The organism is Actinoplanes sp. NPDC023936, assembly GCF_040639325.1.
Taxonomy (GTDB): Bacteria; Actinomycetota; Actinomycetes; order Mycobacteriales; family Micromonosporaceae; genus Actinoplanes.
The window spans coordinates 221,343-235,486 of record NZ_JBEZZR010000002.1 but is presented as its reverse complement, the minus strand read 5'-3'; the positions used below and the strand labels follow the sequence as shown (position 1 = coordinate 235,486).

The 14,144-nt window shown below is 70.1% G+C and carries 14 protein-coding genes; 11 read left to right on the top strand and 3 right to left on the bottom strand.

The window, feature by feature from the left end:
* Nucleotides 1-3 precede the first annotated feature (3 nt).
* Complete coding sequence (locus tag AB0F72_RS03395) at nucleotides 4-1,182, bottom strand: glycosyltransferase family 4 protein (protein ID WP_360424391.1); 1,179 nt, start codon at nucleotides 1,180-1,182, stop codon at nucleotides 4-6.
* Nucleotides 1,183-1,319: 137 nt separating this feature from the next.
* On the opposite strand from AB0F72_RS03395, the gene AB0F72_RS03390 reads away from it, so the two are divergent.
* The 8 genes from AB0F72_RS03390 to AB0F72_RS03355 all read left to right on the top strand — a co-directional run bounded on the left by AB0F72_RS03390 (nucleotide 1,320) and on the right by AB0F72_RS03355 (nucleotide 10,761).
* Nucleotides 1,320-2,180, top strand: a complete 861-nt coding sequence (locus AB0F72_RS03390) for a DNA-formamidopyrimidine glycosylase family protein (protein ID WP_360424388.1) — start codon at nucleotides 1,320-1,322, stop codon at nucleotides 2,178-2,180.
* Nucleotides 2,181-2,357: 177 nt separating this feature from the next.
* Complete coding sequence (locus AB0F72_RS03385; protein ID WP_360424385.1) at nucleotides 2,358-3,947, top strand: sugar transferase; 1,590 nt, start codon at nucleotides 2,358-2,360, stop codon at nucleotides 3,945-3,947.
* 199 nt (nucleotides 3,948-4,146) lie between these two features.
* Nucleotides 4,147-5,370: a histidine kinase gene (locus tag AB0F72_RS03380; protein WP_360424382.1), complete on the top strand. Its 1,224-nt coding sequence runs from the start codon at nucleotides 4,147-4,149 to the stop codon at nucleotides 5,368-5,370.
* Nucleotides 5,367-6,107, top strand: coding sequence for a LytTR family DNA-binding domain-containing protein (locus AB0F72_RS03375; RefSeq protein WP_360424378.1), 741 nt, complete (start codon nucleotides 5,367-5,369; stop codon nucleotides 6,105-6,107). The genes AB0F72_RS03380 and AB0F72_RS03375 overlap by 4 nt, the downstream gene beginning before the upstream one ends.
* 161 nt (nucleotides 6,108-6,268) lie before the next feature.
* On the top strand, nucleotides 6,269-6,655 hold the full coding sequence (locus AB0F72_RS03370) for a hypothetical protein (RefSeq protein ID WP_360424375.1): 387 nt from the start codon (nucleotides 6,269-6,271) through the stop codon (nucleotides 6,653-6,655).
* Nucleotides 6,652-8,277 (top strand): cation acetate symporter, encoded by a 1,626-nt coding sequence (locus tag AB0F72_RS03365; RefSeq protein WP_360424372.1) that lies wholly within the window; start codon nucleotides 6,652-6,654, stop codon nucleotides 8,275-8,277. The genes AB0F72_RS03370 and AB0F72_RS03365 overlap by 4 nt, the downstream gene beginning before the upstream one ends.
* A gap of 40 nt (nucleotides 8,278-8,317) precedes the next feature.
* Nucleotides 8,318-9,097 (top strand): ABC transporter ATP-binding protein, encoded by a 780-nt coding sequence (locus AB0F72_RS03360; RefSeq protein ID WP_360424369.1) that lies wholly within the window; start codon nucleotides 8,318-8,320, stop codon nucleotides 9,095-9,097.
* Nucleotides 9,098-9,159: 62 nt separating this feature from the next.
* Nucleotides 9,160-10,761, top strand: a complete 1,602-nt coding sequence (locus tag AB0F72_RS03355) for an ABC transporter permease (protein WP_360425053.1) — start codon at nucleotides 9,160-9,162, stop codon at nucleotides 10,759-10,761.
* Here the strand turns inward: AB0F72_RS03355 and AB0F72_RS03350 are convergent.
* Together AB0F72_RS03350 and AB0F72_RS03345 are read right to left on the bottom strand one after the other, a co-directional pair.
* The gene (locus AB0F72_RS03350; protein WP_360424366.1) at nucleotides 10,758-10,985 is read right to left on the bottom strand and encodes a hypothetical protein; all 228 of its coding nucleotides are present in this window, start codon (nucleotides 10,983-10,985) and stop codon (nucleotides 10,758-10,760) included. The two genes, AB0F72_RS03355 and AB0F72_RS03350, sit on opposite strands and share 4 nt — an antisense overlap.
* 104 nt (nucleotides 10,986-11,089) lie before the next feature.
* Nucleotides 11,090-11,332: a hypothetical protein gene (locus tag AB0F72_RS03345; protein WP_360424363.1), complete on the bottom strand. Its 243-nt coding sequence runs from the start codon at nucleotides 11,330-11,332 to the stop codon at nucleotides 11,090-11,092.
* Nucleotides 11,333-11,440: 108 nt separating this feature from the next.
* Between AB0F72_RS03345 and AB0F72_RS03340 the strand changes: the two genes are divergently transcribed.
* The 3 genes from AB0F72_RS03340 to AB0F72_RS03330 all read left to right on the top strand — a co-directional run bounded on the left by AB0F72_RS03340 (nucleotide 11,441) and on the right by AB0F72_RS03330 (nucleotide 14,102).
* Nucleotides 11,441-11,968, top strand: a complete 528-nt coding sequence (locus AB0F72_RS03340) for a flavin reductase family protein (RefSeq protein ID WP_360424360.1) — start codon at nucleotides 11,441-11,443, stop codon at nucleotides 11,966-11,968.
* Nucleotides 11,969-12,075: 107 nt separating this feature from the next.
* Nucleotides 12,076-12,429, top strand: coding sequence for a DUF485 domain-containing protein (locus AB0F72_RS03335; RefSeq protein ID WP_360424357.1), 354 nt, complete (start codon nucleotides 12,076-12,078; stop codon nucleotides 12,427-12,429).
* Nucleotides 12,429-14,102, top strand: coding sequence for a cation acetate symporter (locus tag AB0F72_RS03330; RefSeq protein WP_360424354.1), 1,674 nt, complete (start codon nucleotides 12,429-12,431; stop codon nucleotides 14,100-14,102). Before AB0F72_RS03335 ends, AB0F72_RS03330 begins: the two co-directional genes overlap by 1 nt.
* Nucleotides 14,103-14,144 lie beyond the last annotated feature (42 nt).

The following is a 14,144-nucleotide window of genomic DNA, read 5'->3' as shown; positions in this document are numbered from 1 at the left end:
GATCTACCTCAATGAACCCTGTGAATTCATGTCCGCGTAGATCTCGATGAGCCGCTTGGTGAGCACGTCCGGGTGGAAGTGCCGCAGGTACCGCTCGCGAGCGGCGAAGGCAGCCGCCTGCGCGCCGGCCCGGGCGGCCGGGAGCACGGCGGCCAGCGCGGCCGGATCCGGCTCGGCGAGCCAACCGGCGGCTCCGGCGCCCTCGCCCACCATGTACGGGATACCGCCCACCGCGGTCCCGAGCACCGCCCGGCCCGACGACATCGCCTCCAGGATCACCGTCGGCAGCACGTCCTCCCAGGTGGGCGTCGCGATCACCACGGCCGAGGCGTTGCGGGCCGCGATCATCCCGGCCCGATCGAGCGGACCCAGATAGAGCACGTCCGACCGCTCGGCGGCGGCCTGCTCGGCGAGCGGCCGCAGCTCACCGTCCCCCGCGATCCGCAGCACCCCGAGCGACCCGTCCGGGTGCCGTCGCCAGGCGTCCAGCAGCAGGCCGAGACCCTTCTCGGGGGACAGCCGGGCGCCGTACAGGAAGCCGTCACCGAGGGGCGCGGGCATCCCCGGATCCGGCAGCCCGTTCGGCTTGATCACGATGCGCTCGGGCGCCACCCCGTAGTCCACCAGGTGCGCGGCGATCTTGTCGGTGAGCGCGATGTACCGATCGACCGAGTGCCACGTCGGCCGATGCACGGCCAGCGTGGTCGCCATGATCGCGCTCTGTGCCGCGGATCCCCGGTAGCAGCGGTGCTTGATCGCCGGCCAGCCGAGCAGCTTGCCACGGCAGTCCTGGCAGTTGTGGCCGTCCCGGAAGTACAGCCCGGACGAGCACACCTGCCGGTAGTTGTGCACGGTCTGCACGACCGGCACGTTGTGGGCGTGCGCCGTCCGGATCACCCAGGGCGAGAGCAGCGGGTAGGGGTTGTGCAGGTGGAGAACATCCGGTTTTTCGGATTTCAGCAGAGACGCGAGATCTTTCTGCGCGGAGATTCCATATATCGGATAAATCGGTAGTAGCGCCTTCTGAGCGCTCGGCATCTCCCCGATCGAGTCCGAGCTCCGCTGGAACGGCACCACGTCGACGCCGGCCTCCCGCAGCTGACCGATCTCCGTGTCCACGATGACGTTCTCACCGGACGGAATCGCCTCGCGGTACCGGTTGTGCGCTACCACCACCTTCATAAGGCCGGAGCCTAATGGTCGCGGACTGCGGGGCTCGCTTCGCTCACTCCTCGCTCGCGACGGGGCCTGATGGTCGCGGACTGCGGGGCTCGCTTCGCTCACTCCTCGCTCGCGACGGAAAACGCTACCGTGGGGCTGTGCCCGAACTCCCCGAGGTCGAGGCGCTCGCGGCGTACCTTCGTGAGCGCGCGCTCGGCCACACCGTGGACCGTTTCGAAGTCGCCTCGTTCAGCGCGCTGAAGACGTACGATCCAGCGCCCTCCGCCCTGAAAGACCTGAAGATCACGAGCGCCGGTCGGCACGGCAAGTTCCTCGACGTCGGCATCGGCCCGGAGATCCATCTCGTCGTGCACCTGGCCCGCGCCGGCTGGCTGCACTACCGGGACTCATTCAAGTCCCCGGCGCCGCTGAAGCCGGGCAGCGGCCCGATCGCGATCCGGGTCCGGCTCGACGACGGCTCGGGTTTCGACCTGACCGAGGCCGGCACCCAGAAGTCCCTCGCGGCGTACCTGGTCCGTGACCCGTCCGAGGTTCCCGGCGTGGCGCGGCTGGGCCCGGACGCGCTGGCCGTCTCGCGCGACGAGTTCGCCACCCGGATCCGCGCTCAGAACGGGCAGATCAAAGGCGTACTGACCAGCCAGGAAGTGCTGGCGGGGATCGGTAACGCCTACTCGGACGAGATCCTGCACGTCGCTAAAATGTCACCTTTTGCCCTCACCGGGAAGCTCACCGAAGACCAGATCACCTCGTTGTACGAAGCGATGCGTGAGGTGGAGACCGACGCGGTCGAGCGCTCGGTCGGGCAGAAGGCAGCCGAGCTCAAGGGCGAGAAGCGCGCAGGGATGCGGGTGCACGCCCGCACCGGGCTGCCCTGCCCGGTCTGCGGCGACACGGTGCGTGAGGTTTCGTTCGCGGACAAGAGCCTGCAGTACTGCCCGACCTGCCAGACCGGCGGCAAGCCCCTCGCCGACCGCCGCATGTCCAAGCTGATGCGGTGAAACTGCCACCACCTGGTCACGGAGGGTGCACACAGCGATTGCTGCCACAACGTCACCTTCTCTCCGGCCAATCCATCGGTATAGTGGCCCGGTCCCTGGCAACCGTTATGACGCGAACGGGTATCGGCGGACCCGCCGACGATCCAAAGGTCGTGGCGGTGCGTAATCTTTTTCCGGATGCGGGAGGACGTAGGCGAAGTGACGACTAGCCTGCATCGCCCAACAACCGACAGCAGCCGGAGCCAGCCCGTGGGGTACGACAGCTTCGAGTGGCAGCAACAGCCGCCGCCGAGCAACGGCGTACCCCGATCCGCCTGGACGCGGCAGAAACGCCGCCTGTCCCGCTGGCACCGGCCCTACACCGCCGTCCTGATCGTCCTGGACCTGATCTCCACGCTGGTGGCGAGTTACATCGCCGACGCCTTCCTGGAGAAGTCGAAGAGCGGTTTCATCAACCGCTCCTGGGGCCTCTTCGACGGCATCGAGCTGTTCAACTTCTTCGCGTACGTGGTGCTGCCCCTCGGCTGGCTCCTGCTGCTGTGGACGAACGGCACCTACGACAGGCGCTATCTCGGTCTGGGCAGCGAGGAGTTCAAGCGGGTCGTCCGCACCTCGGTCACGGTCGTGGCAAGCGTGTCCCTGCTGGCGTTCGCCACCAAGACCGACCTGTCCCGTGGCACGGTCGCGACGGTGTCGCTGAGCGCGCTCGTCTTCATCCTGCTCTCCCGCGTCTGTGCCCGGCAGTTCCTGCACTTCGCCCGCCGCAGCACCGGCCACGGCGCACACCGGATGGTCCTGGTCGGCACGCTGCCGGAGGCGCTCGAGGTCTACACGGCCGTCACCCGCAGCCCGGCCGCCGGCCTCATCCCGGTCGCCATCCACCTGACCGACGGCTACGCGGCGGCCCGCGGCATCGAGACCCCGGTCCCGGTCTACGCCGGCCGTGACGTGCTCTCGCTGGTCCGCGAGGCCGGCGCCGACACGATCGCGGTCTGCGGCTCGGCCAGCGCCGAGCCCGGCGAGCTGCGCCGCCTGGCCTGGCAGCTGGAGGGCACCGGCGTCGACCTGGTCGTCGCCCCGCAGCTCACCGACATCGCCGGCCCCCGCGTGCACATCCGCCCGATCGAGGGCCTGCCGCTGCTGCACGTCGAGGAGCCCACGCTCTCCGGCCCCGGCTGGCTGATCAAGAACCTGATGGACCGTGCCGCCGCCGCTCTCGGCCTCCTGCTGATCAGCCCGATCCTGGCGATCATCGCGATCGGCATCCGCCTCTCCGACCCCGGCCCGGTCTTCTTCCGGCAGACCCGCGTCGGCCACGACGGCCGCACGTTCCGGGTGTGGAAATTCCGGACGATGTACGTGGACGCCGAGGAGCGCAAGGCCACCCTCGAAGAGCTCAACGAGTCCGACGGCATGCTCTTCAAGATGAAGCACGACCCGCGGATCTTCGCGTTCGGTCAGAAGCTGCGCGCCACCTCACTCGACGAGCTCCCCCAGCTGATCAACGTGCTGAAGGGCGAGATGTCCCTGGTCGGCCCCCGCCCGCTCCCGGCGGACGACGGCGACTACCTGGGCGACGTCCGCCGCCGCCTGCTGGTCCGCCCCGGCATCACGGGCCTCTGGCAGGTCTCCGGCCGCTCCGACCTGAGCTGGGACGAGGCGGTCCGCCTGGACCTGTACTACGTGGACAACTGGTCACTCACCTACGACCTGAGCATCCTCTGGCGCACCATCTTCGTGGTCCTGAAGCGCAAGGGCGCCTACTAAACTCCCCAAGCCTTCCAATCCGACGTCGCAGCGGAGCAGGGGGCACAGACTGCCGCTCACGCCGTCGCCCATTGCGCGATCTTGAAGATCCTGTGGACGAGCAACTCGCCAAGATCGTGGTGATGCGGGCGCGGGCGAGCGCCAGCGCCGGGCAGCGTCGGGGTGGCTTTTTGGGGTGGGAACGGCGACTATCTGCTGCGTGGCGGGACAGGTCGGTAGCGTGGTCGCGGTTCTTGCCGTACTCATCGCGCTGGCTGCCGCTGTGGCCGGCGCGCTCCGGCTGCGGGCCCGCCGGAGTATCGCCACCGCCATGCAGCGGGCCACCTACGACGTCCTGCACACCGCCGCGCTCGCCGCCGAGCCGCTGCGGGCCGGGCTCACCCCGGCGACTGCCGGCAAAGCGGTCCGGCATCTGCGGACGCTGGTCGGCGCGGTGGGGATGGCGATCACCGACGGGCAGCGCTGCCTGGGCTACGACGGCCGGGGCTCGCATCACGCGGACCAGTTGACGGCCGCCGCACGCCGGGCCACGGGGACGCAGCGATCCGTCGTACTCAATGGGTCTGATCTGCCGTGTGACCGGGTGGACTGTGTCGTGCGAGGTGCGGTGATCGCGCCGCTGGCCGGACCGGACGGGACGGCGGAGGCCGCGCTGGTGGCGGTGGCCGACGATCAGCCGGCGCCGGGGCTGGTGCAGGCGACGCTGGAGGCCGCGCGGTGGGCCGGTTCACAGCTGGCGCTCGCCGAGCTGGAGTCGTCCCGGGAGCGGCTGGCGCGGGCCGAGGTGCGGGCGCTGCGGGCGCAGATCAGCCCGCATTTCATCTACAACGCGCTGACCGCGATCGCCTCGTTCGTGCGCACCGACCCGGAGCGGGCGCGCGAGCTGATCCTGGAGTTCGCCGAGTTCACCCGATACTCGTTCCGCGCGCACGGCGAGTTCACGACGCTGGCCGAGGAACTGCGTTCGATCGACAGGTACCTGACGATCGAGCGGGCCCGGTTCGGTGACCGGCTGCAGGTGCGGCTGCAGATCGCGCCGGAGGTGTTGCCGGTCGGCCTGCCGTTCCTCTGCCTGCAACCGCTGGTGGAGAACGCGGTCCGGCACGGACTGTCCCGCAAGCCGGGCGTCGGTATGGTGAGCATCGAAGCTCGTGACGCCGGCGCGGAGTGCCACATCACGGTGGAGGACGACGGCGTCGGGATGGATCCAGCGGTTTTCACGGACCGGAACTTCCCGCACAAGAACGATGACCGGCGCAAGAACGATGAAGAGGACGGGCAGCACGTCGGTCTGGTGAATGTGGACGAGCGGCTGCGCTCGGTGTTCGGCGATCACAACGGCCTGGTGGTGGAGACCGCCCCGGGCGCGGGTACGAGGGTGAGCATGCGGGTGCCGAAATTCCATCCCGAGGTACGGGCATGAGCCTCGTGGTCCTGGCCGTCGACGACGAGCCCCCGGCGCTGGACGAACTGGCGTACCTGTTGAACGCGGACGGCCGGGTGGCACACGTGCACCGCGCCGGTGACGCGACCGAGGCGTTGCGGGTGCTGCGGGACACCGAGGTGGACGCGGTGTTCCTGGACATCCGGATGCCCGGCCTGGACGGCATGGAGCTGGCCCGGATCCTGCGCCGGTTCGCGCAGCCACCGGCGATCGTCTTCGTGACCGCCTACGACGACGGCGCGGTCGACGCCTTCGACCTGGGTGTCACCGATTATGTGCGCAAGCCGGTGCGTGCCGAGCGTCTCGGCGAGTCGCTGCGCCGGGTGGCGGGCTTGCGGGTGACACCGGCGCCGCCGCCGCTGCCTCCGGACGAGCCGGCGATCCCGGTGGAACTGGCCGGCACCACGCGGATGCTGCCGCGATCGTCGGTGCGGTGGGTGGAGGCGCAGGGCGACTATGCCCGGCTGCACACCGGGGACACCTCCCATCTGGTACGGGTCTCCCTCGCCACCCTGGCGGAGAGATGGGCAAATGCCGGTTTTGTTCGCATCCACCGCTCCTACCTGGTCCAACTCCGGCTGGTCACCGAGCTGAGACTCACCAATTCCGGCTATGTCGTGTCCGTCTACGGCGTCGAACTCCCGGTCAGCCGCCGACACACCCGCGAGCTGAAGGACCGCTTGATCCGGGCGGCGAAACACGACTGGACCCGCTAATCCACACGGTTGTCCACAGCCTTACAGCTTTTCCCACAGGGTTATCCACAGGCTGAAGCCGGATTCCTTAAGTCTCGGATCATCTCCACAGATCGTTCACAAGTCGACCGCATCCCCGCCGCGCCCTTGACATTTCGTCCGGGCCGGACAGACTGCCGGACATGGCCGCTGATCAGCCTTCGTCCGCGCGTACCCGGGTGGTGCTGGCCGAGGCAGCGGCTCGGCGGGCCGCCACCGACCGGGCCGGCATCGACCTCACCGAGCAGACCCCGGTCGGCGAGGCGCTGGTCAAGGGCCTGGTCCGGGCTCAGCTGGCGCTCGCGCTGCGGCTCTCGCTGGTGGTGGTGGCGGGCCTCGGCACGCTGCCCCTGCTCTTCGTGGTGGCGCCCGGGGTGGGCGAGTTCCGGGTCGCCGGGGTGCCGCTGCCGTGGCTGCTGCTCGGGCTGCTGTCGTTCCCGTTCCTGGTCGGGGTCGGCGCGCTCCACGTGCGCTGGGCCGAGCGGAACGAGCAGGACTTCGCGTCGGTGATCCGGCGGCCGGAGCGGTGAACCCGTACCTCGGTCCCGGTCTGATCGTGGTCGTCCTGCTGACCGTGGCGATCGGGGCGTACGGCCTGCGGTTCGCCCGCACCACCTCGGACTTCCTGGTGGCGTCCCGTTCGGTGAGCCCGGCCTGGAACGCGGCGGCGATCAGCGGCGAATACCTCTCGGCGGCGTCGTTCCTCGGGGTGGCCGGGCTGATCCTCTGCTACGGCGTCGACATGCTCTGGTACCCGGTGGGTTTCGCCGCCGGCTACCTCGCGCTGCTGCTCTTCGTGGCGGCGCCGCTGCGCCGGTCGGGCGCGTTCACCCTGCCGGACTTCTGCGAGGTGCGGCTGCGGTCCCGGCCGTTGCGCCGGCTGGCGACCGGATTCGTGCTCTTCATCGGGTGTCTCTACCTGCTGCCGCAGTTGCAGGGCGCCGGCCTGACGTTCGCCACGATCACCGGCGGGTCGTACGCCTGGGGCGCTCTGCTGGTCAGCGTCGTGGTGACAGCGAACGTGGCGTTCGGCGGGATGCGGGCGATCACCTTCGTGCAGGCCTTCCAGTACTGGCTGAAGCTGACCGCGCTGGCCGTACCCGTGATCTTTCTGGTTCTGCAGTGGCAGTCCGACGGACGCCCGGCCGCGACGCCGCCGGAAGGAGCGGTCTTCCCGGCCGCCACGACCGTGGTGATCGAGCAGGACGCGGTCCTCGACGGGAGCCGTGCGGTCCGCGCCGGCGAGACTCTGCACTTCGCGGCCGGTGACGCGGTTCCCCGGATCAGCACGGTGGATGCCGGATTCGGCGCGGACTGGCTGCTGCCCAGCGGCGATCGCGAGCTGTTCGCGACGTACTCGCTGATCCTCGCGACGTTCCTCGGCACGATGGGCCTGCCGCACGTGCTGGTCCGCTTCTACACGAACCCGGACGGCGCCTCGGCCCGCCGCACCACGCTCGTGGTGCTCGCCATGGTCGGCCTCTTCTATCTGCTGCCCACCCTGTACGGGGTGCTCGGCCGGATCTACACTCCGCAACTGCTGATGACCGGCCGCACCGACGCGGTGGTGCTGCTCCTGCCGGAAGCGGCGCTCGGCGGCGGCCACCTGGGCCGGCTGCTCGGCGCGCTCGTCGCGGCGGGCGCGCTCGCCGCGTTCCTCTCCACCTCGTCCGGCCTGCTCACCAGCGTGGCCGGGGTGATCTTCACGGATGTCCTGCGGGCCGGCCGCAGCGGCTCGATCCGAGAATTCCGGCTGGCCACGGTGCTGGCCGCGGCGGTGCCGACGCTGTTCGCGCTCTACGTGTCCGACATGGACGTCTCGGAGGTGGTGGGCCTGGCGTTCGCGGTGGCGGCGTCCAGTTTCTGCCCGTTGCTGGTGCTCGGCATCTGGTGGCGCGGTCTGACCGACGTCGGCGCGATCGCCGGGATCGTCGCCGGTGGCGGCGCGGCGGTGGCCGCGGTGCTGATCACCGTGCTCGGCCCGCCGCTGCACGGATGGGCCGCCGCGTTCGTCGAGCAGCCGGCCGCGTGGACCGTTCCGCTCGCCTTCCTGGTGATGGTCGGTGGCTCGTTGCTGACCGGTCGGCGGGCTCCGGCCGACGTCGGGGCCACCATGCTCCGGCTGCACGCCCCGGAGTCCCTGCGGGTGTGACCGGTTCCGCAGAGGCGCTTCGGACCGATACGTTCGCTTCATGACCATCCCGGCACAACGCACCCCGGACGAGATGCCCGCGATGTCGCTTCGTGGTCTCGTGAAGCGTTTCGACACTCGACTGGCCGTCTCCGGCGTGACACTGGACGTGCCGGCGGGTTCGTTCTTCGGCCTGCTCGGCCCCAACGGGGCCGGCAAGACCACGACCCTCTCGATGGCGGTGGGCCTGTTGCGGCCCGACGCGGGTCAGGCCATCCTGCGAGGGTACGACGTCTGGCACTCACCACATGACGCGAAAGCCCTGGTCGGCGTCCTCCCGGACGGTGTGCGGATGTTCGACCGGCTGACCGGCCCGGAGCTGCTCGCCTACCACGGCCTGCTCCGCGGGATGCCCGCCGACGTGGTCGACCAGCGCGCCCGCGATCTGCTCGACGTGCTGGAGCTGGGCACCGACAACCGGACCCTGGTGGTCGACTACTCGGCCGGGATGAAGAAGAAGATCGGCCTGGCCTGCGCCCTGCTGCACGCGCCCCGGCTGCTGGTGCTGGACGAGCCGTTCGAGGCGGTCGACCCGGTCTCCGCCGCGCTGATCCGCGACATCCTCCAGCGGTACGTGGCCGGCGGCGGAACCGTGGTCTTCTCCAGTCACGTCCTGGAAGTGGTGGAGCGCCTCTGCTCGCACATCGCGATCATGTCGGACGGCGTGCTGCGGCTGCACGGCACGCTCGCTCAGGTCCGCGGCGATCGCCCGCTGCAGGACGTGTTCGTGCAGGTCGTCGGCGGCCGGGTGGCGACCGGTTCGGAGCTGGCGTGGCTGTGACCCGCGATCCGGGCCGAGCGGCCGCCCAGCCGGCGACCGCCCAGCCGGCGACCGCCCAGCCGATGGCCGTCCGGCCGGTGACCGTCCGGTCGTTCGTCCGGCTCAAGCTCCGGATCACCGGCAACGGCCTGCGCGGCCGCCCGGCCCGGATCGCGGTCTTCGTCCTCGGCGCGGTGCTCGCCGGGTTCGCCGCGATCGCCGGCTACGCGATCTTCGCGGTGCCGGGCCTGCTCGACGACGTCCGGGCCGCCGAATTGCTGCTGCCGTTCGGCGGCGCGCTCGTCGTCCTCGGCTGGCTGTTCCTGCCGCTGCTCTTTTTCGGCGTCGACGACTCGCTGGACCCGGCGCAGTTCGCGCTCCTGCCGCTGACCCGCCGCGAGTTGATCACCGGGCTGGGCGTGGCCGCGCTGGCCGGCCTGCCGGCGCTCGCCACGCTGGCCGCGACGGCCGGGACGGTGGACTCCGCGGCGCGGCTCGGCGGTCCGGTGGCGGCCGCCGCCCAGGTGCTGGGCATCGTCGTCGGACTGGTCCTGTGCGTGGCCGCCAGCCGCGCGCTGACCAGTGCTTTCTCCACCGCGCTGCGCTCGCGCCGGGCCCGTGACCTGGCGACCATCGTGCTCGCCGTGGTGGCCGCGTCGATCGGCCCGGGTCAGCTGCTGCTGCTCGGGCTGGTGAACCGGGCGGACTGGGACGGCGCCGCGGCGGTCGCCTCGGTGATCGGCTGGACGCCGCTCGGCGCCCCCTACACCCTGGGGCTCGATGTGGTGGCGGGGCGGCTCTGGGCCGTACCCCTGAAGCTCTTGATCTCGATGGTCGCCGTCGGCCTGTTGCTCTGGTGGTGGAGCCGGACCATCGAGGCGGCGATGGCCGGCTCCGCCGGCGCGGGCCGCCGCACCGCGAAGAAGGACGATTCGCGCAGCCCGGTGGAACAGCTGCTCCCACGCTGGGCGCCCCGGTCGCGGTTCGGCGCGCTGATGGCTCGCGAGACGCGGTACTGGTGGCGCGAGACCCGGCGCCGCGCCGCACTCATCACGCTGGCCGTGGCCGGCGTCTTCCTCCCGGTCTCCACCGCGTTCGGCACCGATGGCGCAGGCGCCGGGGGACTCGCGATCCTGGTGGGCGCGATCGCGCCCATCGGTTTGGCCAACCATTTCGGGTACGAGGGGAGCGCCAACGCCACCAACGTGGCAACCGGGGTTCCGGGGCGCCTCGAAGTGCACTCCCGGGCCGCCGCGCACGCCGTGTTCACCGTGCCGCTGCTGGTGCTCGTCGCGGTGGTGACCGGGCTGGCCGCGGGACGTCCGGCGGGGATACCCGCGCAGTTCGGGACGTTGCTCGCCACCTACGGGACGGGTCTCGCGCTGGTGCTGCCCGCCTCGGTGCTCTTCGCGTACGCGCTGCCCGACCCGTCGACGCCGTTCGCGCTCTCCTCGGGCGGCGGCATCAGCAAGGCGCTGCCCAGCGTGGGCACGATGGTCGGCGCGCTGATCGGCGTCCTCCCGGTGGTGATCGCCGGCCACCTGCTCGGGCCGGTCTGGACCTGGCTCGGGCTTCCGCTGGGTTTCGCCTACGGCCTCGGCGCGTACCTGATCGGGGCGCACCTGGCCGGCGGCCTGCTGGATCGGCGGATGCCGGAGGTCCTGGCCGCGGTCTCCACCCGTTAGCGCAACTTCCGCAGGCCGTCGCGTTTCACGAAGATCACCCGGCGTTCGGTCGCGTCCCCGGACGGGTCCAGCACGTAACCGTCGATCCAGAGCCAGCCGTCATAGGTGATCCGCTGGTCGACCCGGATCACCCGGAACGTCAGGGCCCTGCTCCCAGCGAACTGCACACTTGCCGCACCGCCCACGTAAAGCACGTCCCCGGCCTGGGGCAATGCTTCACTCATGCGGCCGCCTCCCGTGTCGCCATGTCCGACGTTACACAGAATGCGTAATCAGATGACACCCGATGTTCGTCCACTTTCGAGGGTCAATGGGCGTTTCCGGATGATCAGGAACGGTCCGCGGCGCGCGATTTCGAGCTGACCCGCAGCCCCTCCTGCCGCACGAAGATCCGGCGGCGCTGCAGCGCGTTCCCGGCCGGGCCGAGAACGTAGCCGTCCAGCCAGGTCCAGCCGTCGTAGGTGACCCGGGCGTCGACCCGGATGATCCGGAAGGTCAGAGCCCGGTCGCCCGAGAACTGGACACTTGCCTCCGCGCCGACGTGCACGACGTCACCCGGTCGCAAGTCCACCGCCGGCCTCCTTCCGCGGCCCAGACCTGTACGGCCGACTACAAAATAGTTCGGGGTCAATCAAATGGGATAGCGGCATGCGCAATCTGTAATCGGGAGAATGATCGGGTGAACATCGACGAACCGGGCGCCCGCATCCACTCCACCGATCCGTTCGCCGTGCCGGACGCCGGGAAGTCCCCGGTACGCCGCCTGCGCGGGCGCTTCGCCGCCCCGGTCACGATCTGGACCACGCCGGGGCCGTCCGGCCTCACCGTCTCGTCCACCGTGGTGGCCGACGGAGACCCGGGCCGGATCCTCGGCCTGATCGACGAGGAGAGCGACTTCTGGGACGCCGCGGCGCGGGCCGGGCGTTTCGCGGTCGTCCCGCTGACGCCGGCCGACCGTCAGCTGGCTGACCGCTTCGCCGGCCTGATGCCGTCGCCGGGCGGTCTCTTCGCCATCGGCGAGTGGCAGCAGACGCCCTACGGCCCGGTGCCGGCCGGCGCCGCCGCGTGGGCCGGCTGCCGGCTGGAGAGCAACCGGGAATGCGGGTGGGCGCTGCTGGTCGAGGGCGTGATCGAATCGATGGCCCTCCCCGGCGATTCGGCTCCGCTCGTGCACTACCGCGGGAGGTATACGGAGCTCACCGCTTAGCGCAGTCAGACCACCACTCAGCGCAGACCGCGACCACTGGCCGGTGACATGGCACACACCTTCGTACGGTGCCGGAAAGCCCGACCTGACGAAGGTGGTGAATCCCCGTGCCGGCCTCCGCCGAGAGATACCTCGAGGTACAGCGCTCCGAGGAGTTCGCTCAACTGCGCCGCAAGCTACGCAATTTCATCTTCCCGACGACGATCGTGTTCATCGTCTGGTACTCCCTCTACGTGCTGCTCTCCGCGTACGCGCGGGACTTCATGAGCATCAAGCTGATCGGCAACATCAACGTCGCCCTGGTCTTCGGCATCCTGCAGTTCGTCTCGACGTTCGGCATCGCCTGGTACTACGCGCGGTACGCGTCGAAGGAGCTCGACCCGCTCGCCGACGGCGTCTACAACGAGCTGGGCGCGGACTCCGCCGGCGCGGCCACCACGACCGAGGGGAGCACGAACTGATGGAGAGCCTCCTCGCCGCCGAGGCGACCACCAGCACCTCCCGGTCGCTCACCATCACGCTGTTCCTGGTCTTCGTGGCGATCACGCTCGGGATCACCGTGTGGGCCAGCCGGCAGACCAAGACCGCCACCGACTTCTACGCCGGCGGCCGGCAGTTCTCCGGCTTCCAGAACGGCATGGCGATCGGCGGCGACTACATGTCCGCCGCGTCGTTCCTCGGCATCGCCGGCCTGATCGCCCTCTACGGCTACGACGGCTTCCTCTACTCGATCGGCTTCCTGGTCGCCTGGCTGGTGGCGCTCCTGCTGGTCGCCGAGTTCCTGCGCAACTCCGGCCGGTACACGATGGCCGACGTCCTGGCGTTCCGGATGCGCCAGCGCCCGGTGCGGACCGCGGCCAGCGTCTCCACCATCGTCGTCTCGATCTTCTACCTGATCGCGCAGATGGTCGGCGCCGGCGCCCTGGTCTCGCTGCTGCTCGGCATCAAGCCGGGCGCGACGTTCCTGGGCATGGACGCGGAGACCGCCAAGGTCGCCACGATCATCCTGGTCGGCGCGCTGATGATCGTCTACGTGGTGGTCGGCGGCATGAAGGGCACCACGTACGTCCAGATCGTCAAGGCCTTCATGCTCATGGGCGGCGCGCTGATCATGGTGATCATGGTGCTGGCGCACTACAAGTTCAACCTGTCCGCGCTGCTCGGTGACGCGGCCGCGCAATCCGGCAAGGGCGACGCCTTCCTCGAACCGGGACTGCGGTACGGCGTCGAGAAGGAGGGCGACGCGGCGGCCACCTTCTACAGCAAGATGGATCTGCTCTCGCTCGGCCTCGCGCTGGTGCTCGGCACGGCCGGCCTGCCGCACATCCTGACCCGCTTCTACACCGTGCCGACCAGCCGGATCGCCCGCAAGAGCGTGCTCTGGGCGATCGGCATCATCGGCACGTTCTACCTGTTCACCCTGGCCCTCGGCTTCGGCGCGGCGGCTCTGGTGGGTGGCGCGAACATCACCGCGCAGGACAAGGCCGGCAACACCGCGGCGCCACAGCTGGCCCAGGCGCTCGGCATCGACTACCTGGGCGGCGACACCGGCGGCGCGATCATGCTGGCGGTCATCGCGGCGGTGGCGTTCGCCACGATCCTGGCAGTGGTGGCCGGCCTCACGCTTGCCTCGTCGTCGAGCCTCGCGCACGACTTCTACGCCAGCGTGATCAAGCGCGGCACCGCCTCGGAGCGGGACGAGGTCCGGGTCGCCCGGATCTCCGCCCTGGTCATCGGCGCTGTCGCGATCGCCCTGTCGATCTTCGCGCAGAGCCTGAACGTGGCGTTCCTGGTGGCGCTCGCCTTCGCGGTCGCCGCGTCGGCGAACCTGCCGGCGATCCTCTACAGCCTCTTCTGGCGCCGGTTCAACACCTCGGGCGCGCTCTGGTCCATCTACGGTGGCCTGGGCTCCGCGGTGATCCTGGTGTTCTTCTCACCGGTCGTCTCCGGCTCGGCGACGGCCATGTTCCCGGACCAGGACTGGCAGTGGTTCCCGCTCTCCAACCCGGGCATCATCTCGATCCCGCTCGGATTCCTGTTCGGCTGGATCGGCACTGTCGTCTCCAAGGAGACCGACGTGGAGAAGTACGCGGAGCTCGAGGTCCGGTCCCTGACCGGCCACGGGGCACACTGATCCGCTTCTGAGCACGGGCCGGCGCGTCGCCACGCCGGCCCG

Excerpts from the sequence above, each read along its gene's own strand:
- AB0F72_RS03360 (WP_360424369.1), top strand. The coding sequence starts at position 8,318 with ATGACCATCCCGGCACAACGCACCCCGGACGAGATGCCCGCGATGTCG.
- AB0F72_RS03350 (WP_360424366.1), bottom strand. The coding sequence starts at position 10,985 with ATGAGTGAAGCATTGCCCCAGGCCGGGGACGTGCTTTACGTGGGCGGT.
- AB0F72_RS03375 (WP_360424378.1), top strand. The coding sequence starts at position 5,367 with ATGAGCCTCGTGGTCCTGGCCGTCGACGACGAGCCCCCGGCGCTGGAC.
- AB0F72_RS03330 (WP_360424354.1), top strand. The coding sequence starts at position 12,429 with ATGGAGAGCCTCCTCGCCGCCGAGGCGACCACCAGCACCTCCCGGTCG.
- AB0F72_RS03385 (WP_360424385.1), top strand. The coding sequence starts at position 2,358 with ATGCGGGAGGACGTAGGCGAAGTGACGACTAGCCTGCATCGCCCAACA.
- AB0F72_RS03355 (WP_360425053.1), top strand. The coding sequence starts at position 9,160 with ATGGCCGTCCGGCCGGTGACCGTCCGGTCGTTCGTCCGGCTCAAGCTC.
- AB0F72_RS03370 (WP_360424375.1), top strand. The coding sequence starts at position 6,269 with ATGGCCGCTGATCAGCCTTCGTCCGCGCGTACCCGGGTGGTGCTGGCC.
- AB0F72_RS03395 (WP_360424391.1), bottom strand. The coding sequence starts at position 1,182 with ATGAAGGTGGTGGTAGCGCACAACCGGTACCGCGAGGCGATTCCGTCC.